Origin of the sequence: Amycolatopsis sp. w19, from assembly GCF_051373225.1 — a bacterium.
Lineage (GTDB): Bacteria > Actinomycetota > Actinomycetes > Mycobacteriales > Pseudonocardiaceae > Amycolatopsis > Amycolatopsis japonica.
In genome coordinates this window covers 22,899-44,466 of sequence record NZ_JBPQFM010000017.1, presented here as the reverse complement: position 1 = coordinate 44,466, position 21,568 = coordinate 22,899, and the positions used below count along the sequence as shown (strand labels likewise).

General features: G+C 69.0%; 20 protein-coding genes and 1 pseudogene. 9 read left to right on the top strand and 12 right to left on the bottom strand.

All coding sequences use genetic code 11. From position 1 onward, the window contains the following. Positions 1-14: 14 nt before the first annotated feature. The 3 genes from ACSMFO_RS28440 to ACSMFO_RS28430 all read right to left on the bottom strand — a co-directional run bounded on the left by ACSMFO_RS28440 (position 15) and on the right by ACSMFO_RS28430 (position 3,090). Entirely contained in the window at positions 15-821 is an 807-nt protein-coding gene (locus ACSMFO_RS28440) for a sugar phosphate isomerase/epimerase family protein (RefSeq protein WP_436461152.1), read from the bottom strand. Beyond that, positions 821-1,972 (bottom strand): dihydrodipicolinate synthase family protein, encoded by a 1,152-nt coding sequence (locus ACSMFO_RS28435; protein WP_436461151.1) that lies wholly within the window; start codon positions 1,970-1,972, stop codon positions 821-823. The genes ACSMFO_RS28440 and ACSMFO_RS28435 overlap by 1 nt, the downstream gene beginning before the upstream one ends. Positions 1,973-2,049: 77 nt before the next feature. Further along, complete coding sequence (locus ACSMFO_RS28430; RefSeq protein WP_436461150.1) at positions 2,050-3,090, bottom strand: LacI family DNA-binding transcriptional regulator; 1,041 nt, start codon at positions 3,088-3,090, stop codon at positions 2,050-2,052. A gap of 38 nt (positions 3,091-3,128) precedes the next feature. Here ACSMFO_RS28430 and pip point away from each other — a divergent pair. The 4 genes and pseudogenes from pip to lpdA form a co-directional block, all read left to right on the top strand. Next, positions 3,129-4,067, top strand: a pseudogene (gene pip / locus ACSMFO_RS28425) (prolyl aminopeptidase); the annotation flags it as partial. Between the two features lie 63 nt (positions 4,068-4,130). After that, positions 4,131-4,538: a nitroreductase family deazaflavin-dependent oxidoreductase gene (locus ACSMFO_RS28420; RefSeq protein ID WP_435826488.1), complete on the top strand. Its 408-nt coding sequence runs from the start codon at positions 4,131-4,133 to the stop codon at positions 4,536-4,538. Between the two features lie 63 nt (positions 4,539-4,601). Then, entirely contained in the window at positions 4,602-5,372 is a 771-nt protein-coding gene (locus ACSMFO_RS28415; protein ID WP_037346845.1) for a lysophospholipid acyltransferase family protein, read from the top strand. A 47-nt stretch (positions 5,373-5,419) separates the two neighbouring features. Beyond that, a complete protein-coding gene (lpdA, locus tag ACSMFO_RS28410) occupies positions 5,420-6,805 on the top strand; it encodes a dihydrolipoyl dehydrogenase (protein ID WP_037346846.1) in 1,386 nt (461 codons plus the stop codon). A 355-nt stretch (positions 6,806-7,160) separates the two neighbouring features. Here the strand turns inward: lpdA and ACSMFO_RS28405 are convergent, their stop codons facing one another. Beyond that, positions 7,161-7,532 carry a PH domain-containing protein gene (locus ACSMFO_RS28405; RefSeq protein ID WP_038517592.1) on the bottom strand — a complete coding sequence of 124 codons (372 nt, stop codon included), beginning with the start codon at positions 7,530-7,532 and terminating at the stop codon, positions 7,161-7,163. A gap of 83 nt (positions 7,533-7,615) precedes the next feature. On the opposite strand from ACSMFO_RS28405, the gene ACSMFO_RS28400 reads away from it, so the two are divergent. Beyond that, a complete protein-coding gene (locus tag ACSMFO_RS28400; protein WP_436461149.1) occupies positions 7,616-8,386 on the top strand; it encodes an FHA domain-containing protein in 771 nt (256 codons plus the stop codon). A 17-nt stretch (positions 8,387-8,403) separates the two neighbouring features. On the opposite strand, the gene ACSMFO_RS28395 is transcribed toward ACSMFO_RS28400, so the two are convergent. The 3 genes from ACSMFO_RS28395 to ACSMFO_RS28385 all read right to left on the bottom strand — a co-directional run bounded on the left by ACSMFO_RS28395 (position 8,404) and on the right by ACSMFO_RS28385 (position 10,996). After that, positions 8,404-8,700, bottom strand: coding sequence for a hypothetical protein (locus ACSMFO_RS28395; RefSeq protein WP_038517587.1), 297 nt, complete (start codon positions 8,698-8,700; stop codon positions 8,404-8,406). A 76-nt stretch (positions 8,701-8,776) separates the two neighbouring features. Continuing rightward, positions 8,777-9,856 (bottom strand): winged helix DNA-binding domain-containing protein, encoded by a 1,080-nt coding sequence (locus ACSMFO_RS28390; protein WP_436461148.1) that lies wholly within the window; start codon positions 9,854-9,856, stop codon positions 8,777-8,779. A gap of 3 nt (positions 9,857-9,859) precedes the next feature. After that, positions 9,860-10,996, bottom strand: a complete 1,137-nt coding sequence (locus ACSMFO_RS28385) for an epoxide hydrolase family protein (protein WP_436461147.1) — start codon at positions 10,994-10,996, stop codon at positions 9,860-9,862. Between the two features lie 62 nt (positions 10,997-11,058). Here ACSMFO_RS28385 and ACSMFO_RS28380 point away from each other — a divergent pair, with 62 nt between their 5' ends. Next, the gene (locus ACSMFO_RS28380) at positions 11,059-12,012 is read left to right on the top strand and encodes a helix-turn-helix transcriptional regulator (protein WP_436461146.1); all 954 of its coding nucleotides are present in this window, start codon (positions 11,059-11,061) and stop codon (positions 12,010-12,012) included. Here the strand turns inward: ACSMFO_RS28380 and ACSMFO_RS28375 are convergent. Beyond that, positions 11,990-12,451, bottom strand: coding sequence for a GNAT family N-acetyltransferase (locus tag ACSMFO_RS28375; RefSeq protein ID WP_360088975.1), 462 nt, complete (start codon positions 12,449-12,451; stop codon positions 11,990-11,992). The genes ACSMFO_RS28380 and ACSMFO_RS28375 overlap by 23 nt on opposite strands. 96 nt (positions 12,452-12,547) lie before the next feature. Here ACSMFO_RS28375 and ACSMFO_RS28370 point away from each other — a divergent pair, with 96 nt between their 5' ends. Next, a complete protein-coding gene (locus tag ACSMFO_RS28370) occupies positions 12,548-13,459 on the top strand; it encodes an NADP-dependent oxidoreductase (RefSeq protein WP_436461145.1) in 912 nt (303 codons plus the stop codon). Positions 13,460-13,502: 43 nt separating this feature from the next. Here ACSMFO_RS28370 and ACSMFO_RS28365 read toward each other — a convergent pair whose 3' ends face one another. The 4 genes from ACSMFO_RS28365 to pstC are packed head-to-tail and all read right to left on the bottom strand — an operon-like array spanning position 13,503 to position 18,005. Next, entirely contained in the window at positions 13,503-15,047 is a 1,545-nt protein-coding gene (locus ACSMFO_RS28365; RefSeq protein WP_436461144.1) for a substrate-binding domain-containing protein, read from the bottom strand. After that, a complete protein-coding gene (locus tag ACSMFO_RS28360; protein ID WP_378417405.1) occupies positions 15,044-15,844 on the bottom strand; it encodes a phosphate ABC transporter ATP-binding protein in 801 nt (266 codons plus the stop codon). Before ACSMFO_RS28360 ends, ACSMFO_RS28365 begins: the two co-directional genes overlap by 4 nt. Before the next feature lie 41 nt (positions 15,845-15,885). Then, the gene (pstA, locus tag ACSMFO_RS28355) at positions 15,886-17,019 is read right to left on the bottom strand and encodes a phosphate ABC transporter permease PstA (RefSeq protein WP_436461143.1); all 1,134 of its coding nucleotides are present in this window, start codon (positions 17,017-17,019) and stop codon (positions 15,886-15,888) included. Continuing rightward, positions 17,016-18,005 carry a phosphate ABC transporter permease subunit PstC gene (pstC, locus tag ACSMFO_RS28350; RefSeq protein ID WP_436461142.1) on the bottom strand — a complete coding sequence of 330 codons (990 nt, stop codon included), beginning with the start codon at positions 18,003-18,005 and terminating at the stop codon, positions 17,016-17,018. The genes pstA and pstC overlap by 4 nt, the downstream gene beginning before the upstream one ends. Before the next feature lie 187 nt (positions 18,006-18,192). Between pstC and ACSMFO_RS28345 the strand changes: the two genes are divergently transcribed. Together ACSMFO_RS28345 and ACSMFO_RS28340 are read left to right on the top strand one after the other, a co-directional pair. Next, positions 18,193-20,541 (top strand): hypothetical protein, encoded by a 2,349-nt coding sequence (locus ACSMFO_RS28345; RefSeq protein ID WP_436461141.1) that lies wholly within the window; start codon positions 18,193-18,195, stop codon positions 20,539-20,541. Next, positions 20,538-21,422 carry a sortase gene (locus tag ACSMFO_RS28340; RefSeq protein WP_436461140.1) on the top strand — a complete coding sequence of 295 codons (885 nt, stop codon included), beginning with the start codon at positions 20,538-20,540 and terminating at the stop codon, positions 21,420-21,422. Before ACSMFO_RS28345 ends, ACSMFO_RS28340 begins: the two co-directional genes overlap by 4 nt. The last annotated feature ends 146 nt before the right edge of the window (positions 21,423-21,568 follow it).

Here is a 21,568-nt window from a genome sequence, read left to right as displayed (position 1 = left end):
GACCCTTACTTTCGTCAGGAAACGTGGTCGCGGTAGGCCTTGACGGTCTCCGCGAGCACCTCGCCACCGGGACGGCGCCAAAGGTCGGCGTCGAACACCTCGACCTCGATCGGGCCGGTGTACCCGGCGGCCTCGACACACGCCTTCAGATGCCGGTGGTCGATCGGGCCGTCACCGGGCAGCGCCCGGCCGAGCAGGGTGTCGGTCAGGGGCGCCTTCTGGTCGCAGACGTGGAATCCGGCGATCCGGCCCGCCGCCGCGGCGATCGACTCCTCGATCCGCGGGTCCCACCACACGTGGAATTCGTCGACGATCACGCCGACCTGATCGGCCGGATGTTCCAGCGCGATCGCCAGCGCCTCGTCCACAGTGGACAGGACGGAACGTTCGGCGCACTGCATGGGGTGCAACGGTTCCAGGCCGAGGCGGACCCCGCGCTCACCGGCGTACGGCGCCAGCTCGCCGACCGCGTCCGCGACACGCTGTCGCGAAGACTTCAGGCTGCCGTTCACCCCGCCGACGACCAGGACGAGGACGTCCGCACCCAGCGCGGCGGCTTCGTCGATCGCCTCCCTGGTCTGCGCGACACCGTCCACAGGGGATCCTTCCGGGGTGACCCCGGTGAAGAAACCACCGCGGCACAACGACGACACACCGACGTCGTACTCCTTGAGCAACCGGGCGGCTTCCTCGACGCCGGTCTCGGCGACCTTGTCGCGCCACAGGCCGATCCAGCGGACGCCCGCCTCGGCGCAGCCCGCGACGGCCTCCGGCAGCGACCACGCCTTGGTGGTGATCTGGTTCAGGCTCAACCGGTCCATCAGGCCACCCCCGCCGCGGCCAGCAGCGGCCGCATCCGCGCGACGGCGAGCTCCGGGTCGGTGAGCGCGCCCGCGGCGTCGGCCAGGCGCAGCAGTTCGGCCAGATGCGTGATGGACCGGGCCGACTCGCGGCCCGCGACCATGCGGAAGTGGTCCTGGTGCCCGTTGAGGTAGGCGAGGAAGACGACGCCGGTCTTGTAGTTCCTCGTGGGGGCACGGAAGATGGCCCGGCTCAAGGCGATCGTCGGGTCGAGCAGGCCGTGGAAACCGGCTTTGTCGCCCTCGTCGAGGCGGGCGAGCGCGGCGCCCGCGACCTGCGCGACGGCGTCGAAGATGCCCAGAAGCGCTTCGCTGTGGCCCTGCTCGTCTCCGGCGATGAGTTCCGGATAGTTGAAGTCGTCGCCGGTGTAGCACTTGACGCCTTCGGGCAGCGCGCGGCGGAATTCGGTCTCGACCGACGCGTCGAGCACCGAAACCTTGACCCCGGCGATCACGCCGGCATGCTCGGCGCAGAGCCTGCCCAGTTCCTCGGCCGCCTTGCGGACGTCATCGTGGCCCCAGTAACCCGCCAGCGCCGGGTCGAACTGCTCTCCCAGCCAGTGCAGCAGGACCGGGCGGTCCGCGCCGGAGAGCAGTTTCCCGTACGCGGCATGGTAGTCCGCGGGCCCGGAAGCCGACGCGGCGAGCGCGCGGCTGGCCATCACGACCGGGATCGCGCCCGCCTCGCCGACCAGGTCCAGCTGCTCGCGCCAGGCGTCCACAATGGACCCGGCGGTCGCTTCACCGTCGGGGAGCTGGTCGGTGCCGACGCCCGCCACCCACGGTCGTCCGGCGGCGAGCGCCCCGGTGCGGCGGATCAGCTCCTTGGTGGTGGCCCAGTCCAGGCCCATCCCGCGTTGCGCGGTGTCCATGGCTTCGGCGACGCCGAGACCGCAGGACCACAGGTGCTCGCGGAAGGCGAGAGTGATGTCCCAGTCCAGTACCGCGCCTTCTTCGGGGTCGGCGGGGGCGAACGGGTCGGCGACCACGTGCGCGGCCGCGTAGGCGATCCGGGAGGTCGGCGGAGTCGCCGGTTTCGCGGGCGTTTCCGCCCCTCGCGGCGTCCATTCCGCCAGTCCGCCGTCGGCGGTGGGAAGGGCGATCAAGGTCATCGGGTCTCCGTGGCGCGGTGTGAGAAAGCGCTTTCTCAGACCACGTTAAGTCACCCCGCGGGCCGCACACAAGGGTTTCAGCGCGCGGGAGCGGCGGTGCTGCGGCGCAGGACGACCTCGCCGGACATCTTCACCACGCGCGGCCGGGTGCCGGGGGAGGCCTTGAACGCCAGGTCCATGGCCCGTTCACCCAGCTTCTCCAGCGGCAGCGCGACCGTGGTCAGCGCGGGCGTGAGATCGCGCACTACCGGGATGTCGTCGAAGCCGGCGATCGACATCTCGCCGGGCACGGAGACCTCGGCGTCGCGTAGGGCCGACATCGCGCCGATCGCCATCACGTCGGTCACCGCGAACACACACGTCGGCCACTGCTTGCGCGGCCGGGCGAGGACCTTCTCCATCGCCTCGTAACCGCCGTCGCGGGTGAACGCCGCCTCGAAGACGTCGTCCTCGGCCAGTTCGACGCCGTGCTCCAGCAGTTCCGCGGCGAACCCGTCGAGGCGGTCGACGACGGTGGTCAGGCTCTTCGGCCCGGCGAGCACGGCGAAACGGCGGTGTCCCAAGTCCAGCAGGGCCTTCGCCAGTTCGGCGCCGCCACCCCGGTTGTCGGGCTGGACGGTGTCCACTTTGAGCCCGCGATGCCTGCTGACCGCGGCGACATGCCCGCCGCCGCGCCGGTACGGTTCGAGTTCGGCGGCCATCGCCTTTTCCCACGCCTTGTCCTCGAACGCGGAACCGATCAGCAGAATGGCCGACGCGCGCTGGGCACGCAGCGTCGAAACGTACGCGACCTCCTTGGCCGGATCGCGGAACGTGCTCGCGAGCATCACCAGAAGATCGTTTTCACTCGCCGCGCGCATGATCCCGCCGGCGATCGCGGCGAAATACGGATCGCCGACGTCGTGGCAGATCACCCCGACGGTCGGCTGTGAGCCACCGGCCAATGCCTGAGCGTGAGCATTGGGGGTATACGAGAGCTCGGCCGCCGCGGCGATCACTCGTTCGCGGAGATCCCCCCGGACGGTGGCGGTGCCGTTGAGTACGCGGGACGCGGTCGCGAGCGACACGTCCGCGGTGCGCGCCACATCTTCCAGCGTCACGTGGGGGCGGGCCTTCATCGATCCTCCAAGCTGGCGTTTGGGGCATAGTGGCGGACATGCTCGGCCTTTATCCGGAAATCGAACCTTACGTCCAAGGGATGTTGCCCGTCGGTGACGGCAACGAGATCTATTGGGAGGAATGCGGCGATCCCGAGGGCAAGCCGGTGATTTTCCTGCACGGCGGCCCCGGGGGCGGTTCGAGTCCGAGACATCGCAGACTGTTCGATCCGGACAGGTACCGCATCGTCCTTTTCGATCAGCGCGGCTGCGGGCGCAGCACGCCGAACTGTGCCACCCCGGAGGCGGAGCTTTCCGTCAACACGACGTGGCACCTGGTCGCCGACATCGAGCGCTTGCGCGAGCATCTGGACATCGAACACTGGATGGTCTTCGGCGGTTCGTGGGGGAGTGTGCTCGGGCTGACCTACGCGGAAACCCACCCGGGGCGCGTCACGGAACTCGTCCTCCGCGGGGTGGCCACCTTGCGGGTGAAGGAACTGCAATGGCTCTACGGCGGGGGAGCGGCGTTCCTCTTCCCCGAGGCGTGGTCGCGCTTCCTGGCCCCGGTGCCGTATTCGCGCCGCCAGGAGAACCTCATCGAGGTCTATCACGAACTGCTGAGCCATCCGGATCCCGCCGTGCACGGCCCCGCCGCGATCGCGTGGAGCCGGTGGGAGGGGGAAACGGTCAAACTGCGTCCCCACGACGAGGTGATCGACGCGTTCAGCGATCCCGCGTTCGCCCTCGCGATCGCGAGGATCGAGAACCACTACTTCCGGCACGGCGGCTGGCTGGCCGAAGATCAGCTGCTCCGCGACGCCGGGAAGCTCCGGGACATCCCGTGCGTTCTGGTACAGGGACGCTATGACGTGGTCACCCCGGCCATCACCGCGTGGGAACTCAGCCAGGTGCTGCCTTCCGCCGAACTGGTGATGGTCGGCGACTCGGGTCACGCGTTCGACGAACCCGGCACCCTGCACGAGTTGATCAGCGCGACCGACAGGTTCGCGTCAGACTGGCGAGGCGCCGGTATACGCCAGGACGAGAGGAACACAGACATGCTTTTCGGTGACGAGCACGTCCGTCGCTACGAAGAGACCGACGGCGAGGTGGGCCACGACTGGGAGCAGGGCGCGCCTTGCCTCATCCTCACCACCAAGGGCCGCAAGACCGGCGAGGACCGCAAGTTCGCGCTGATCTACCAGTTCGACGATGACGACAACCCGGTGATCGTGGCGTCCAAGGGCGGCGCGCCGGAGGACCCGGGCTGGTACAAGAACCTGCAGGCGAACCCCGAGGTGAAGGCCCAGGTCAAGGCGGACAAGTTCACCGCGCGCGCCCGGACCCTCGAAGGCGAGGAGCGCGCAAAACTGTGGGAGAAGCTCGCCGCCGTGTGGCCGGATTACAACGACTACGCGAAGAAGACCGACCGCGAGATCCCCGTGGTGGTGCTCGAGCGCGTGTGATCCGCGCCGCGTTCGCGCGTGGTCGTAGCCGAACCGGAGCGGGTTCGGCTACGAATTACGTCCATGGTGCTGAGACCCCGTGAACGCTGGACCGCGCTGAGCCCCGCTTCGGGTGACTTGCTGACGTTCCGCCAGATGATCGCCTTCGGCCGGCGCTTCGCCCGCGCCGGCCGGGGCGCCTGGTTCGCCTTCGCGATCAACGTGGTGTGGCCGTTCCTGGTGCTGTTCACCCGGTTCCGGGTGCGCGGCGGGGAGCACCTGCCGTCGTCGGGCGGCTTCCTGGTGGCGTCGAACCACCTCTCGTTCGCCGATCCGACGACGGTGACGGCGTACTGCCTCGCGCACGGACGCGTGCCGCGCTACCTGGCGAAGGCGAGCCTGTGGGACGCGCCCGTCATCGGCTCGGTGATGCGTTCCGGCAAGCACATCCCGGTCTACCGCGGGGCGGCCACCGCGTCGGACGCGTACCGCGACGCCGTCAGCGCCGTCCGTGAGGGTGAATGCGTCGTGATCTTCCCGGAAGCCACCTTCACGGATCACCCGGACGGGTGGCCCATGCGAGGGAAGACCGGGATCGCGCGGATCGCGCTGGAGACCGGTGTCCCGGTGATCCCGCTGGCGAACTGGGGCACGCACCACCTGCTGCCGTCGGACGCCGTGCTCCCGCGCGCCTTCCCGCGCAAGACGGTGAACCTGGTCGCCGGTCCGCCGGTGGACCTCTCGGACCTCATGACGCCCTCGCCCTCCCGTGAGGTGCTGGAGGAGGCGACCAAGCGGATCATGACCGCGGTGACCGAGCTGCTGATCGAGATCCGCGGCTCGCGTCCCGAGTAGGCAGTCTCACCCTTCGGACCGCCCCGGTGAGGGGTAGGTTTCGGGGTATGAGTGCACACTATGACGTCGTTGTCCTGGGGGCCGGAGTCGGCGGTTACGTGGCGGCGATCCGGGCGTCGCAACTGGGGCTGAGCGCGGCGGTCGTGGAGGAGAAGTACTGGGGCGGTGTCTGCCTCAACGTCGGCTGCATCCCGTCGAAGGCACTGCTGCGCAACGCCGAACTCGCGCACATCGTGACCAAAGAGGCGAAGTCCTTCGGGATCCAGGTCGAGGGGAAGGTCAGCTTCGACTACCAGGCCGCCTTCGACCGCAGCCGCAAGGTCGCGGACGGTCGCGTCAAAGGCGTGCACTTCCTGATGAAGAAGAACAAGATCACCGAATACGACGGGCACGGCACCTTCCTCGACGCCAACACCATCGAGGTCAACGGCGAGCGGATCACCTTCGACAACTGCGTGATCGCCACCGGCGCGACCGCGCGCCTGCTGCCGGGCACCACGCGCAGCGACCGCGTGGTCACCTACGAACAGCAGATCATGGAAAACGAACTGCCGGAGAGCATCGTCATCGCCGGCGCGGGCGCGATCGGCGTCGAATTCGCCTACGTGCTGCACAACTACGGCGTGAAGGTGACCATCGTCGAATACCTCGACCGGATGGTCCCGCTGGAGGACGCCGAGGTCTCCGCGGAACTCGCGCGCCGCTACCGGAAACTCGGCATCGAGGTGCTGACGTCGACCAAGGTCGAGTCCATCGACGACACCGGCTCCAACGTGCGCGTGACCGTCTCGAAGAACGGCGAGCAGCGTGTCCTGGAAGCGGACAAGGTGTTGCAGGCCATCGGTTTCCAGCCGCGCGTCGAGGGTTACGGCCTGGACAAGACCGGCGTGGAACTGACCGACCGCGGCGCCATCGCCATCGACTCGCGCGGCCGCACCAACGTCCCGCACATCTTCGCGATCGGCGACGTCACCGCGAAACTGATGCTCGCGCACGCGTCCGAATCCATGGGCGTCGTCGCCGCCGAAACCATCGCGGGCGCCGAGACCATGGAACTCGACTTCGTCATGATCCCGCGCGCGACCTACTGCCAGCCCCAGATCGCCAGCTTCGGCTGGACCGAAGAACAGGCCCGCGAAAAGGGCTTCGACGTCCAGGTGGCGAAGTTCCCCTTCACCGCCAACGGAAAGGCGCACGGCCTCGGCGAGGCCGTCGGCTTCGTGAAGATCCTGAGCGACGCGACGCACGGCGAGCTTTTGGGCGCGCACCTGATCGGCCCCGAGGTGACCGAACTGCTGCCGGAACTGACTTTGGCGCAGCAGTGGGACCTCACGGTGCACGAGATCTCGCGGAACGTGCACGCTCACCCGACCCTGGGGGAAGCGGTCAAGGAAGCCGTGCACGGACTCGCGGGGCACATGATCAACATGTAGGTCCTCGTGAGTGTTTCGGGTCGTTCTAACGACCCGAAACACTCACGACCATCTGTACCGCGTCGGCGGTTTCGCGTGATTGACCGGACGACACGCGTGATCCGGCGGACGACACGTGTGACTGGATGGACGACTCGGGCGACGGGGGCGAGGCGGCCGCCCGATCACGCATGTCGTCCCTCCCGACACGTGTGTCGTCCGTCCAATCACGCGAGACGGCCACCCGCGCACAAGCTGCCCTCGGGGCGCACGGGTTGATGGTGACCAGGCGTTGCGAAAGCCACTTTCGCAACCTTCAACGTTGCGAAAGTGGCTTTCGCAACGCGCCCGCCGCGGCCCAGTGTCCGCAGGCGGGCTAGAGCGTGTGTGTGGCGATCAGTTGCCCAATGGCCCGGATGTCCGAGCCCCGGAATTCGAGGCGCACGTTCCCCAGCCCGCTGAACCATAGGTCCAGTTCCGCGTCGAGGTCGAAGGTGCCCGCGGTTTCGATCGAGAAGGCCTGGATCCTGTTGTAGGGCAGCGAGGTGAAGTCCTTCTTCCGGCCCGTCATGCCCTGGACGTTCACCGCGATCAGCCGCTTGTTCGTGAACACCACGAAGTCGCGCACCGCCTTGAACGACGAGATGATCTGCTCGCCGGGGATGATGATCGGCTGCACCGTCGGCGCGATGTCCTTCGGCTTGCACGGCGTGAGCTTGAAGACGGTGTCCTTGGAGAAGTCAATCATGTACCCACGATACGGACGAGCGCGACACCGGGACCCGTCCCCGGCGGGATCTCGCATAATGCCGGGGAGCAGGAGGAGGGACGATGAAGCGGCTCACGACGACGCACGAGAGCCTGGCGCTCGGCGTGCCCCGGTCGGCGCCCGGCGCGGTCTTCGCGCTCACGCTCGCGGGCGGAGTGTCCGTCGATCCCGGCGAGGGCGGCGAGATCTCTTTCGGGCGTAATCGGCCGCAGGTCGACGTCTGTGTGGGCGAGAACGACCTGCAGGTCAGCCGCAAGCACGGGCTGCTGAACTTCACCGACGGGCAATGGTGGGTCAGCAACACCGGCCAGTTGCCCATCCGCCTGCCGAATTCCCGCTGGCTTTCCCGCGGCGAGGAGCCGATTCCCCTGTCGGACGGGTACACGCCGCTGTTCGTCCGCGGTTCGGGCAGGCGGGAGCACCTGCTCGAGTTGTACGTCGCGGGTCCCGAGGGCGGGCATCCCGTCACCCGCCACGACGACGTCACCGTGCCGCCCCGCCGTTGGCGCCTCAGTGCGGAAGAACGCCTGGTCCTGGTCGTCTTCGGGCAGCGCTACCTGCTGCACGACCTCAATCCGCAGCCGTTGTCCCGCCAGCAGACGGCCGAGGCGCTCTCCGAACTCAGGCCGGACGAGACGTGGACCGCCCGCCGGGTCGAGCACATCGTCATCGACGTCCGGGGGCGGTTGTCCGCCGGCGGCGTTTTCGGGCTGCGGCGCGAAGAGGTCGGCGAGCCGGTCGGCAACGCGTTGAACGACAACCTGTTGCGAGAACTGGTGCTGTCCACGACGCTCGTCCCGCCGGACCTCGCCCTGCTCGAAGCGCTCGACTGACTGTCCGTAGAGGACGGTCAGCGCACGCCTTCCATCGCCGCCTTGGCGACGTCGCTGCCTTCATCCGCCTGAGTCGCCACCTTGACCAGTGCCGCTGTGGCCTGATCCCGGCTCTCTTCGGCCTTCACACGTCCCGCCGAGGCCGCGTTCACGCCGAAGAAGGCACCCACCACGGTGCCGATCACCGTTCCCGCCGCGGTGATCACCGCCGTCACGTCCGAAGTGTTCGGATACCGCCACACCGCCGCGACCGCGATCACCGCGAGCGCGCTGAGGCCCGCCAGCACCGTCATGAAACCGTAGTTCCTGCTCATGGCCCGCTCCCTTCAGGCTCTTTGCGTCCATGCTTCGCCCGAACGGTGCCCATCGTTACGGCAAAAGGCCGGACCGTTACCCGCCGATGCCGAAACGGATGTCGTGCTCGGAATCCGGCACTGCGAATTCCAGCAGCCGCGCGCCCTCTTCGGCGATCGAATCCTGATCTCGCAAGGGTTCCCGCGATTCGATCGTGAGGGTCGCCCCTTTGATCGCCCAAATGGCCAGGAATTCACCGTCGACGAGGAGCGTGCCCCGGCGGCCGCCGTTACCGGGTGGCAGCGGCACGCGGCGGCCGTCGGGGATCACCCGGACGCGGTCGGCGTGGGAGAGCAGGACGTTGTCGTACTCGGGCAGGAACCGGGGCGGCGCCGGGGTTTCCGGGTCGGGGCGTGGGGCGCCGGGAAGGTCGAACAGTTCCTTTCCCTCGACGTCGGTGAAGGTGATGAGCCGCGGCCGCAGCCGCTCGAAGACCTCCTTCAGCCGAGTGAGCCCCGACCAGACCTGTGCGTCGCGGACGGTCGCCGGGCCGAACGCCCCGAGATAGCGCAGCACCAGGTCGTCGAGGGAGATCCCGTTCGTGATCGGTTCGCCGACCCAGTCTTCGAGCAGGGCGAACGCGGCCGGTCCGGTCTGTCCCCACAGGCCACGCGGGGTCACATGCGCGAGGGGGAGCAGGCTGTTGACCGCGTAGCCGAGCGTCGGCTGGTCCGCGTCGGGCCATCGGGGCGCCAGCGCGGCCCGGATCTCGGCGCGGGTGCGTGGCCGTTCGGCGATCAGGGCCCGCCCCGCTTCGGCGACCGCGGCGAGGTCGAGCCCGGCGACCTCCCGCGAGTAGTGGCCGAGGAAACCGCGCTCGACCACCGGTTTGAGGGTGGGCCACAGTGCGAGACCGTCGGCGGCCGTCACCAGGTGCACGGTGCCGCGCATCAAGGTCATCCGGACGGCTTCGCGGGCGGCCAGCGGTTTCGCCAGCTCGTCCACCTGGAAATCCCGGAGCCGTGACCACAGTCCGACATAGGACGAGTCGGGGGCCTGCGCCTGGAGGCCTGCCAGCCGCTCGATCGCGGTGATGGCGGGGAGATCGGCCCGATCCAGCAGGAGCTGCCTGGCCAGGGTCGCGCGGTTGAGGGCCCGAGGGCTGAGCTGATCCATTCGTCAGACGCACTTTCGCAGGAAGGAACGGAGGTCTTCGGCGAACAGGCCGGGGACCTCCATCGCCGGGAAGTGGCCGCCTGTGTCGTACTCGGACCAGTGTTCCACCGGACCGTCCTGAAGGCTCCGGATCGTGGTGTCCCCGGCGAAGACGGCGATCCCGCGCGGCGGACCGGCGGGCGCCTCGCCGCCGTCGTCCCACCCGCCTTGGGCCATCTGCCGGTAGACCTCCATGCCTTCGTAAACCGCGTGCGCGGAGGAAGCGCCGGCGCCGGTGAACCAGTACAGGCTCACCGCGGTCAGCAGGTGGTCGCGATCGACGGCGTCGTCCGGCAGTTCCTTCGCCGGATCGGTCCATTCGGCGAACTTCTCGACGATCCACGCGAGCTGGCCGATGGGGGAGTCGTTCAGCGAATAGGCCAGCGTCTGTGGCCGGGTCGCCTGAAGATGCAGGTAGCCGAGACCGTCGGACTGGAACCGGTTGAAGCGTTCGCCGCGCTCGCGGTCCTTCTCGTCGAGGCCGTCGAGGTCGAGCGCCGGACCGAACGGCATGCCCGCGCTGGTCCCGGTGAGGTGCACGCCGACCACCCGGTGCGCGGCGATCATCGACAGGATGCCCGCGACCCCGGCACCCGCGTCGGTGCCGTGGACGCCGAAGCGCTCGTAGCCGAGGCGGTCCATCAGCGTGATCCACGCCTGGGCGACGCGGAACAGGTTGCCCCAGCCGGGGCCGTTCACCGGGCTCGAGAACCCGTAACCGGGGAGCGACGGGATGACCAGGTGGAACTCGCCGCTGAGCTCCTCGACGACCCGCCGGAATTCGAACGGCGAGCTCGGCCAGCCGTGCGTGAGGACCACCGGCAGCGCGTCCGGGGCGGTCGACCGGATGTGCAGGAAGTGGATGGTCTGGCCGTCGACCTCGGTGGTGAACTGCGGGAACTCGTTCAGTTCCGCTTCCTGGGCGCGCCAGTCGAAGCCGTCGGCCCAGTATTCCGCCAGCCCCTTGAGATAGGCGACCGGGACGCCTCGGCTCCAGTCGCCGGTGACCTCACGGGGCCAGCGGGTGCGGCTCAGGCGGTCCCTGAGGTCGTCGAGTTCGGCCTGGTCGATGGCGATGCGGAAGGGCTTGATCTCAGTCATGGGGCTAGATTAGGAACGATTGCGGAAAGGTTCGTTCCGCGATTGCGGACAAGGTGGGATTCATGGCGGAAACTTCGGCGAGACTGCTGCGGCTCCTGTCGTTGCTGCAGGCCAGGCGCACGTGGACGGGCCCGGAACTGGCCGAGCGGCTCGACGTCACGACCAGGACGATCCGGAACGACGTCGAGCGCCTTCGCGGGCTGGGCTATCCGGTCGACGCGACGCCCGGCGTCTCCGGCGGGTACAGCCTCGGCGCCGGCGCGGCCATGCCACCCCTGCTGCTCGACGACGAGGAGGCCGTCGCGGTGGCGATGGGCCTGCGCACGGCCGCCGGCGGGACGATCGCGGGCATCGAGGAGACGTCGGTGCGCGCGCTGGCGAAACTGGAGCAGGTGCTGCCGTCGCGGCTACGGCATCGTGTCGCGGCGTTGAATTCCGCGACCCTCGCGGTGCGGGGCGGCGGGCCCACGGTCGACGCCGAGGTGCTCGCCGCCATCGCCGCGGCCTGCCGCGACCGCGAGACCCTGCGCTTCGATTACTTGGGACACAACGGATCCGAGACCCGAAGGCAGGTCGAGCCGCACCGCGTCGTGCATATGAGCCGCCGGTGGTACCTCGTCGGCTGGGACGTCGACAAACAGGAATGGCGCACGTTCCGCGCGGACCGGGTGCGGCCGCGTACACCGAACGGCCGCCGTTTCGAGGAACGCGAACCACCCGAAGGCGGCGTGGTCGCCTACCTCCAGCGCGGTGTCGGCGCGGCGTTGTGGCGGCACCACGCGACGATCCGGCTGCACGCCCCGGCCGCCGAAGCCGCGGCGAAGGTGCCGCCCGCCGTCGTCGTCGAAGCCGTCGACGAGCGGACCTGCCTGCTCAAAGCCGGTGCGGACACGCTGGAGTATCTGGCGCTCTACCTGGGCCTGCTCGACACCGACTTCGAGGTCGTCGACTCGCCGGAATTCGCCGGCCACCTGCGCAAACTGATCGGGAGGTTCAGTCGCGCGGTGGGTGCTTGACGTCGAAGACCAGCTCCGGGCGCTCCCAGGCGATCTTCGGCGGGTTGGCGGGCCGGACACCGACGCGGCGGGCGCCCATCCGCTCGTAGAACCCGGCGGCGGGCGGATGGGAGACGACGCGGATCTCGGTCATGCCGAGGCTCGCGGCCTGCCCGAGCATGTGCTCGACCAGCCACGCGCCGATACCCGTGCCCTGTGCCGAATCGGCGACGAACAGCAGGTCGAGCTCGGCCGGGTACTCGATCAGGCTGTAGAAACCGACCACGTCCCGCTGCGCGTGGGCGACGTACGCGGGATGGGTGGCGAGGTAGTCCTCGGTGACCTGGTAGCCGTCGAGGATCGAGGCGTATTCCCCTTGGTAGGCGGCCGATTCGTGCATCAGCGCCGTCAGCCTGCCTGCGTCGGAAGCGCTTGCCCTGGAGATGCGGTAGCTCGTCACGTGCGCAGCTTAGAACGCCACACCGACAGTTCTTGACCTCCAGCTATCTGGAGGTATCAGGCTGGGTTCCGACAGCAGACGAACTGGAGGAACGAGATGAAAGCGGCCGCGTTCACGGAAGCCGGTGGCCCGGAGGTGCTCCGGGTGCTGGAGCTGGAGGAGCCGCACGCCGGAGCCGGGGAGGTCCGGGTGCGCGTGAAGGCGGCGGGGGTGCAGCCGTACGACGCGGCCGTGCGGGCGGGTTGGGAACCCGCGGGGTTCGAGCTGCGTTGGCCGCGTGTCCCGGGGAACGAGTTCGCCGGGGTCGTCGACGAGGTCGGTTCCGGGGTTACCGGCCTCGTCGCGGGGGCCGAGGTGCTCGGGTTCACCGCGGTGCAGGCGTATGCCGAGTACATCGTGGTGCCCGCGGAGAACGTCACGCCGAAGCCGGCGGAGATGCCGTGGGAGGTCGCGGGCGGGTTCACGGCGGGGACGCAGACGGCGTACCTGGCGCTGGACGCCCTGCGCGTCGCCCGTGGCGAGACGCTGCTGATCCACGGGGCGGCGGGCGCGGTGGGCACGGCCGCCGTCCAGCTCGCCGTGCTGCGCGGGGCGAAGGTGATCGGGACGGCGAGCGAGGCGAACCAGGCCTACGTCCGTTCGCTCGGCGCCGAACCGGTGGTCTACGGGGACGGACTCGCCGACCGGGTGCGTGCCCTCGCTCCGTCCGGGATCGACGCGGCGCTGGACGGGGCGGGCGGGGAAGCCTTCGATCTTTCCCTGGAACTGGTCGGGAATCCGGACCGTGTGCTCACCCTGGTCGAGCATGGCCGCGCGCCCGAGGCCGGGGCGCGGGTGGTCACCGGGACGAGGACGGCCGAACGGCTGGGGATGCTGGCGTCGTTGTACGCCAAGGGGGAACTGCGCTTCCTCGTGCGGCGGACGTATCCGTTCACCGAGGCCGCGGCGGCGCATCGGGAGATCGAGACCGGGCACGGACGCGGGAAGATCGTGCTGACCTTCCCGTAGTGACCTCGTGAGTGGCGAGGACGGTTAGAACCGTCCTTGCCACTCACGAGCCCCAAGATCTCCGCAGTTTCCTCACCACCCCGCGCACCACCAAAGGCGTCACGATCGCCACGAAGAGCACCAGCGCCGCCCAGCCGCCGAAACCGCCGAGCCCGCCCTCGTCGTAGGAGGCCGGGGCGGCTTCCCTCCAGTTCTTCGAGCCGCCGCCCGCCGACTCTTCGTCGGGGTTCGCCGTCGCGGTCGCGGTCCTGTCGCCGACGGCCGGACCCGCGCCGGGACCGGCGGAGGCCTTGGGGCCCGAGGTGGCGGCCTTGGGTTTACCGTCCGGGGCGATGATCCCGGCGGTCACCAGCGGATCGGGCGGGCTGGCCGCGCCGGCGCCGAGGCTGCCGTGGAAGGTCGGGTTGCCGCAGTTGCCCGCGTTCAGCTGTTTCGCCGGTTGCCCGGTGAGCCGCGCGTTGGAGTTCATGATCTCCTGCGACAGGTTCGGCGGCAGCGGCGAGTAGCCGATCCGGGCCATGTTGATCTGGCCGTCGCAGGCGACGTGTTCGAGGAAAGCGGTGATCGTGTCGGTCTTGCCCTGGTCGCCGTAGCCGCCGCGGCAGGTGTCACGGCCGTTGGTGCACGGCATCATCACGTACGAGTACGCCGAGATCGGATACGACTTCGGATCGGTGTTCGAGTAGACCTTGTCCAGTTTCTGGCTCAGGTCCGGCCGCAGTTCCGCGTGCTTCAACGCGGCCGCGATGTTCTCCGCGTAGGGCTGCGTGTACTGGCCCGCGCCGTTCTGCACCCACGCCGACGGAACCTGGTACCGCTGGGCGTAGGCGAATTCGTCGTAGCTGATGGAGAACGGGATGGTCGCGTTGTCCATGGCCGTCGCGATCTGGTCCGAATCCGCGAGCAGCCGGTACCACTCGGCGTCCGGGCCCTGCCCGGGAAGCTGGATGGGGCGGACGCCCGCGGGCAGGTTCCCCATCCCATTGCCGACGTTGCGGGAGACGAACCGGTTGTAGGCATCGGGTGCCGCGTGCGCGATGAAGTCGTAGAACAGCGCCGTCGTCCCCGATTGCCCGGTCCGGCCTACCAGCGTGATGGGCTGATCGGGCAAGGACTTCCCGCCGTTGGTCGCGGTGATGGCGGGATCGCTCCAGCGGGTGATGTCCCGGCTGAAGATCCGGCCGATCGCCTCCCGGCTGAGGTGCAGGTAGTCGACGCGTTTCCCGGCCTGGTCGTTGACGTTGTACATCAGCGCGATGGCACCTGCGACGTCCGGGACGTACTGGTAGCCGCGGGTCTGCGCGGACAGACCGCCGCCGCCCGCCGCGATGAGCGAGGACACTTCGGCCTCGGTCCCGGCGAAGTCGACCGTCCGGTCGCCGAACTGGTTGACCCCGGCGGGGGAGTTGTTGGCCGAGTAGTTGACCGGGATACCGCGTGACGTCGCGCCGTTCTGCCAGTCGTTCATCGCCGGGCCGACGTAGCTGGAGCCGGAGCCGGTGATCCTGGTGAGCGCCGCCGCGCCGGGGGCGGTCGCCACGGAGACCGAGAACAGCAACGCCATCACCGCGGCCAGCCTCGTGATCATCCGAATCGCCCGTTCACGTAGTCGTAGGTCCGTTCGTCCGACGGCGCGTTGAAGATGGTGTCCGTCGGCCCGTGTTCGATCACCCGGCCGGGTTCGTTCTCGGCCGCGAGGAAGAACGCGCAGTGATCCGAAACCCGTTGGGCCTGCTGCATGTTGTGCGTGACGATGACGACCGTCACTTCGTGCCCGATCTCGGCGATGGTCTGCTCGATCCGGCGGGTCGACGTCGGGTCGAGCGCCGAGCAGGGCTCGTCCATCAGCAGCACGTTCGGCTGCACGGCCAGCGACCGCGCGATGCAGAGCCGCTGCTGCTGCCCGCCGGACAGCGCGCCGCCGGGGGAGCCGAGCCGGTCGCGGACCTCGCGCCACAGTCCGGCCCGCTCCAGGCTCTGCTCGACGAGCGCGTCCTTGTCGCCGCATTTGACACCGGCGAGCTTCAGCCCGGCCAGCACGTTGTCGCGAATGGACATCGCCGGGAACGGGTTCGGTTTCTGGAACACCATGCCGATCCGCAGCCGGACCTGCTGCGGACGTGTCCCGTCGGCGTAGATGTCCGTACCGTCCAACAGGACCTCGCCGGTCAGCGACGCCGACGGCACCAGCTCGTGCATCCGGTTCAGGATGCGCAGGAAGGTCGACTTGCCGCAGCCGGAGGGACCGATGAGCGCGGTCACCTCCTTGGCGGGCATCCGCAGCGAAACCCCTTCGAGCACCAGGCGGTCACCGAACCAGGCACCGATCTCGCGGGACTCGAGTTCCGCCGCGCCGGGCGGCGGCCCGCCGGTCAGTTCGACCAGCGGGCGCGCCGGACTGTCCACGTAGGACACTTCAGTGTCGGTCACCGGTTCTCCTGTGTCTTGACGGTGGTTCTCTTCGCCTTGCGCTTCGACCGGTCGCGGCCCACCACCCTGGCGATCGCGAACAGGCCGAAGATGAGCAGGATCAGCACGAGCGCGCCGACGTAGCCGCGCTGCTGGACGTTCTCCAGCGGCTGCTTGATGAAGCGGTAGATGAACAGCGGGATGCTCTCCTGCGGATCGGAGAACGGGTTCGCGTTCATGCCCAGCGCACCGAAGGAGGTGAACAGCAGCGGTGCGGTTTCCCCGGCCACGCGGGCGATGCCGAGGATCACGGCGGTGGTGACGCCGGTCCTGGCGGTCGGCAGCACCACCGACCACACCGTGCGGGCCCGGCTCGCGCCGAGCGCCAGCGACGCCTCGCGCAGGCCGTCCGGGACGAGCCGGAGCACGACGTCCACGGTCCGCGTGACGGTCGGCAGCATGACCATCGTCAAGGCGAGGGTGGCCATCATCCCGTTGTAGCTGAACAATCCCACGCCCGCCTGGATACCGGGGATGATCAGCGCCGCGTAGACGAACAGACCGGCCACAATGGACGGTAGGCCGCTCATCGCGTCGACCATGATCCGCACCGGACGGCGGAACCGCGACCGCGTCTCGTTCAGGAACACCGCGGTGAGCACGCCCAGCGGGACGACGAGGACCAGGGTGAGCGCGGTCTGTTCGAGCGTGCCGACGACGGCGTGCAACCCACCGGTGTCGGTCACCGGATCGGTCGGCGCGACCGCGGACATGTCGTGGGTGAAGAAACCGAGCCGCAGGTACGGCGCGCCCTCGGCGACGATGTAGATCAACAGCGACAGCAGCGGCGCGAGCAGGACCAGCGCCCCGGTGACGACGATCGTGGACACGAGCCGGTCGGACGCGGCGAGCTTGCCCAGCCGGTCGCGGGTGACCAGGTACAGCATCGCCAGGTAGAGCAGGTACGCGATGATCAGGTCGGCCAGCCGGCCGGGGGAATCCAGCAGCAGATGCATGACGAACCAGGTGAGCAGCGTGGCCGACACCGCGCAGCCGAGCGCCGCGAGCCGGTCCTGCCTGGTCGTCTCCGACGGGCGGCGTTTGACGAGCTTGCGCGGCGGGGTGACCGGGGGAGTCATGGTCGCGGTCACGCGTCCACCCCCGCGCCGGAACGGCTCTTGGAGATGATCACCGACGCGGTGAAGTTCGTCGCCAGGGTGAAGACGAACAACACCAGGCCCGCGGCCATCAGCCCGGACAGCGCGAGCCCGGACGCGCCGGAGTTGTTGGCGATGAACCCGGAGATCGTCGCGCCGCCGAACTGGACGAGATGTTTCGTGATCTCCGGAACCTGTGGCAGCAGCAGGGAAACGGCGATCGTCTCGCCGAGCGCGCGGCCGAGCCCGAGCATCGAACCGCCGATGACGCCGCCGCGGCCGAACGGCAGCACCACGGTTTTGACCATGCCCCAGCGCGTGCTGCCCAGCGCGAGCGCCGCCTCCTTCTCCCCGGGCGGTGTCTGCGCGAACACCTCCCGGATCACCGAGGTCGTGATCGGCAGGACCATCAGCGAGACCACCAGACCCGCGATGAACATGGACTGGATGTACAGCGCGTTCTCCTTGGCCGAGAAGGCCGGGATCCAGCCGAGGTTTTCGGTCAGCCACGACGAGACCGGCACGATCTGCGGTCCGAGGAAGGCGAACCCCCACAGGCCGTAGAGCAGGCTCGGGATCGCGGCGAGCAGGTCGACCAGTCCGGTCAGGAAGCCGCGGATCCGCCCGCTGGAGTACTCCGTGATGAACAGTGCGGCCAGGATGCTCAGCGGGACCGCGATCAGGACCGCGATCAGCGCCACCACGATCGTCCCGTACAGCAGGCCCAGTACGCCGAGGACACCCGAAGCCGGATCGAACCGGATCGTGGTGAAGAAGCCGAAACCGCTGGAGTCGAACGCCGGCCCGGAGCGGTAGACGAGGAAGAAGCCGATGACCACGAGGATCGCCAGCATGGTCAGCCCGGCGCCGGTGGTGACCCGGCGGAACGCGCGGTCGGCCCGCGACAGGACTTCGGTGATCGCCCGCCGCACCGGGGCTCCCGGTGGGGACGGATCGGGCCGGGGTGGCGCGATGGTCACGAGCGGCCTTCCTTCGTGTTGGCGGTCAAAGGAGTTCAGGGCACACCACGTCGCCCCTCGGTGCGGCCAGTATGTGGTGCCCACGCCCGGGAAAGGTGTCCACGCGGAGAACGCCCGACGGGACGTATGTGAATCAGTGCGGGGGACCCGTTGACCCCCGCCGGGTGACTCGTGGACGTTGGGTCCCGTGAAATCTGGGGAGTCGTCCGTGTTCCTGTTCCGCGCGAGACGAGCCGGGATCGTGCTGCTCTGCGGGATACTCGCGGTCGCGGGGGTGTCCGTTCCCGCCGCGCAGGCGCAGGCGCCCGCGAATCCGCCGTATCGGCTCAAGACCGAACCCGCCGATCTTTCGGCGGTCCAGAACGGCGATCCAGTGCGGATCACGCTTTCGGGATTGCCCAAGGGGGCCAAGGCGAAGCTCGTCATCTGCCCGAAAGACGTGCCGGACAACCTCATGAAGAAGGTGTACGTCCCGCCGTGGCCCAAGGACAGCACCCTGCTCACCCGGGTGCAGTCCTACTGCCAGGACGAATTCGGCGACGAATTCACCGGCAAGGCCGCGGGCATGCAGTCGATGGAAAGGGTGCGGAGCAGCACGACCGGCGACATCGTCTTCGACACGACGATTCCGCGCGGTACCTTGCGCCCGCACGCGGTGGCCTGGGACCCGCTTTACACCACTTATGAAAAAGCGGTGAATCCCGGCGACAAATTCCCCAAGGTGCCGTGGGCGGACAATCCCGTCGTCGTCGATCCGGCGACCGGTGCGAAGAGCAGAAGGCAGTATTCGTTCACCTGCGACGAGAACAATCCCTGCACCGCCACGATCCAGATCACCGCGCAGGACGCGACCGGCAAGACGGTGACCTGGGTCGACGAGTCGATCAAGTTCACCCCATACCTGCCGGGGATCGGCGTCAAGGGCTGCAAGGGGATCGGGCGGAACACGCTCAACGCCAGCATGCCGGAGCGGCTCGGCCGGGCCGCGGTCGCCTGGAACCAGGCGCTGTGCGCACCCACCCAGGCCGATCAGCCCGCCAACATCGTGAGCGAGACCGAGGACACCGGGCTGACCGCGTTCGACAAGGGCACCTCCGATCTCATGATCACCGGCAGCGGGAACGCGCTGGCCGCCCAGACGGTGCGGTCCAGGGAATACGTCCCTGTCGGGGTCAACGCGGCGGTGATCGCCGCGGTCGGATGGTCGCCGACCGACGTCAACGACGAAGGGAACCCGCTCGGCTCGAAGCTCGCAACGACGATGTCGTTCACCGCCACCGAGCTGGCGCACATGTTCACGAAGGGCGGGCAGAACCCCGACGCCGGCGGCCGGGGCGGCGTCTTCAAGAACGGTTCGCCGCTGGTCGAGCGCAATCCCGCGCTCTCGGCGATCAAGGACGGCCAGCCCGTCGGCGTGATCGCGGTGAACCGACGGGCCGGATACGGCGGAAGCCCGGACTTCTTCGGCGTGACCGGGGAATCGGGGCCGGGGACGATCCCGTTCGCGCTGAGCAAGCTCCTCGCCACGACGGCGCCGGAGGCGTGGGTCTTCCCGGCGCTGGGCGCCGACTATTTCCGTGAGCTGAGCGGGAAGTCGCCTGGGGTGATCTCCGATCTGAGCATGCTCGACCCCGGCAAGTCGCGGGTGAACAACGTCGACGCGAAAACCGGTCAGCTGTCGGTGCGCAAGACCGTGGACAACGCGGTCGTCGGCCGTGGCGCGGACTGTGCGGGCGGCTGCCTGAACTGGGTGATCACCGATCTCGCGACGGCGACGGTCAACCGCTGGACGCCGGTGGCGCTCCCGGACGGCAAGGGGAACTTCGTCGCGCCGACCGAGCAGAGCCTGCAGCTGGCGGCCGATTCGATGAAGGTCGGGCCCGACGGGACGGCCGAGACCGGCACCGTCACCAAGGACGGCGCCTACCCGCTCACCTTCGTCGAGTACATGGCCGTTCCGGTCAACCCGGTGATCGACGCGACCTGCAAGCCGATGAAGGAGAAGCAGGACCAGCTGAAGGCGTTCGCCGGTCTCGCGGCCGGTTTCGGACAGGCGTTGCTTCCGCCCGGCATGGCCCGGCTGACCCCCGGCCTGGCCGCCACCGCCACCGAACGCGTCGCCAAGATCGGGACCGGTACCGCCGAAAAGGCCTGTCAGGAAAAGGAAGAGGCGAAGAACCCGCCGCCACCGGGCGCGAACGGAGTCACGCAGGCGTCCAACACCTCGCTCACCGGCCCGTCCGGCGGTCCGGGTGCGTCGGCCGGGACGCCCTCGGCCGCCACCGGACCCTCGCCCGCGGTCGCCCCGACGCCGGAAAGCGTGGCGGCGGCGAAGAACCTCGCCGAGTCGATCGACATCCCGAAATTCGCCGGTGCCGGCGCGCTCGGAGCCCTGATCCCGTTGGTGGCGCTGGTGATCCTGGCGACCTTGCCGTCCGCGACGGCGTATCTCGCGGCAGGCCGTCCGGTGCCGTCCTGGTTGACGAGGGCGTTGGCCGCTCTCCTGCGTCGCAGGCAGTCGGGCGGCGCGGCGTGAACACCGAAGTGGAGGAGAGGCAATTCCTGCGGTTCGGTCCTGGCTGGATCGGCGCGGTCGTGTTCGCGTGGCTGGTCACCACCCTGGTCGCGCTGGCACTGGTCGTCTACGCGCTGGGCCCGATGCTGCAGTCGAGTGATCAGCGGAAGGCGCTGACCGAGATCCGGGGCGAGATCGGCGTGGCGCTGGGTGCCAGTCAGAGCCTCTTCGGCGCCGCGCCGCCCGCGAAACCGGTTGAATTCGGCAAACCGGTGGCCGTCATGGAGATCCCCGCCCTCAAGGTGCAGCAGGTCGTCATCGAGGGCGCTTCGAGCGGGGAAACCGCGTCCGGACCAGGGCATGTGCCGGGGACGGCCGGGCTGGGGCAGCCGGGCAACGCGGTGATCGCCGCCCGGAACGCCGGGTTCGGCGGCCCGTTCGGCTCGCTCGGCGCGCTGGAGAAGGGCGACGAGATCGTCGTCGCGACCACGCAGGGCAAGTCCGTCTACCGGGTGACCGACAAGGCCACCCGCCCCCTCGACGAGGGCGCCGATTACGGCAAGACCGAAAACGACCGGCTGACCTTGGTGACGTCGGCGTCGTGGTGGCCACTGGCCTCGGCAGAGGCGACGGTGGTGACCGCCGTCCTGGAGGGCAGGCCGTTCCGGCCGAGCCCGCAGAACGGCCGGGCGGACGCGCAGGACGGCCGCACCGGCGACGGTGACGCGTGGGCCGGGCTGGTGCTGGCCTTCGGCGGATTCGTGGTCGCGGCGGCCGGGGCGACATTCCTTTATCGCCGTTGGCGTCCGGTTTCGACCTATGTCATCACCGGGCCGGTGCTGCTCACCCTCGCCGCGCTCGCGGCGCTGGCGTTGTGGCGGCTGTTCCCCGCCTGGGCGTAAACGGGATATCGGTCTTTTCGGACCGGAATCGTTCCCAGGATGTGGATCATCCCCCGATCCAGACTTTGGTCGGTGGACTCGTCACGGATCGCTCTTTAGATTCTCCCCATTACGCCCGGTCAGGGTAATTCATTCGGGCGGCCGAA

Bases quoted from the DNA above. Each gene is read 5' to 3' on its own strand.
- ACSMFO_RS28440 (WP_436461152.1), bottom strand. From the start codon at position 821: ATGGACCGGTTGAGCCTGAACCAGATCACCACCAAGGCGTGGTCGCTG.
- ACSMFO_RS28435 (WP_436461151.1), bottom strand. From the start codon at position 1,972: ATGACCTTGATCGCCCTTCCCACCGCCGACGGCGGACTGGCGGAATGG.
- ACSMFO_RS28430 (WP_436461150.1), bottom strand. From the start codon at position 3,090: ATGAAGGCCCGCCCCCACGTGACGCTGGAAGATGTGGCGCGCACCGCG.
- ACSMFO_RS28420 (WP_435826488.1), top strand. From the start codon at position 4,131: ATGCTTTTCGGTGACGAGCACGTCCGTCGCTACGAAGAGACCGACGGC.
- ACSMFO_RS28415 (WP_037346845.1), top strand. From the start codon at position 4,602: ATGGTGCTGAGACCCCGTGAACGCTGGACCGCGCTGAGCCCCGCTTCG.
- lpdA (WP_037346846.1), top strand. From the start codon at position 5,420: ATGAGTGCACACTATGACGTCGTTGTCCTGGGGGCCGGAGTCGGCGGT.
- ACSMFO_RS28405 (WP_038517592.1), bottom strand. From the start codon at position 7,532: ATGATTGACTTCTCCAAGGACACCGTCTTCAAGCTCACGCCGTGCAAG.
- ACSMFO_RS28400 (WP_436461149.1), top strand. From the start codon at position 7,616: ATGAAGCGGCTCACGACGACGCACGAGAGCCTGGCGCTCGGCGTGCCC.
- ACSMFO_RS28395 (WP_038517587.1), bottom strand. From the start codon at position 8,700: ATGAGCAGGAACTACGGTTTCATGACGGTGCTGGCGGGCCTCAGCGCG.
- ACSMFO_RS28390 (WP_436461148.1), bottom strand. From the start codon at position 9,856: ATGGATCAGCTCAGCCCTCGGGCCCTCAACCGCGCGACCCTGGCCAGG.
- ACSMFO_RS28385 (WP_436461147.1), bottom strand. From the start codon at position 10,996: ATGACTGAGATCAAGCCCTTCCGCATCGCCATCGACCAGGCCGAACTC.
- ACSMFO_RS28380 (WP_436461146.1), top strand. From the start codon at position 11,059: ATGGCGGAAACTTCGGCGAGACTGCTGCGGCTCCTGTCGTTGCTGCAG.
- ACSMFO_RS28370 (WP_436461145.1), top strand. From the start codon at position 12,548: ATGAAAGCGGCCGCGTTCACGGAAGCCGGTGGCCCGGAGGTGCTCCGG.
- ACSMFO_RS28365 (WP_436461144.1), bottom strand. From the start codon at position 15,047: ATGATCACGAGGCTGGCCGCGGTGATGGCGTTGCTGTTCTCGGTCTCC.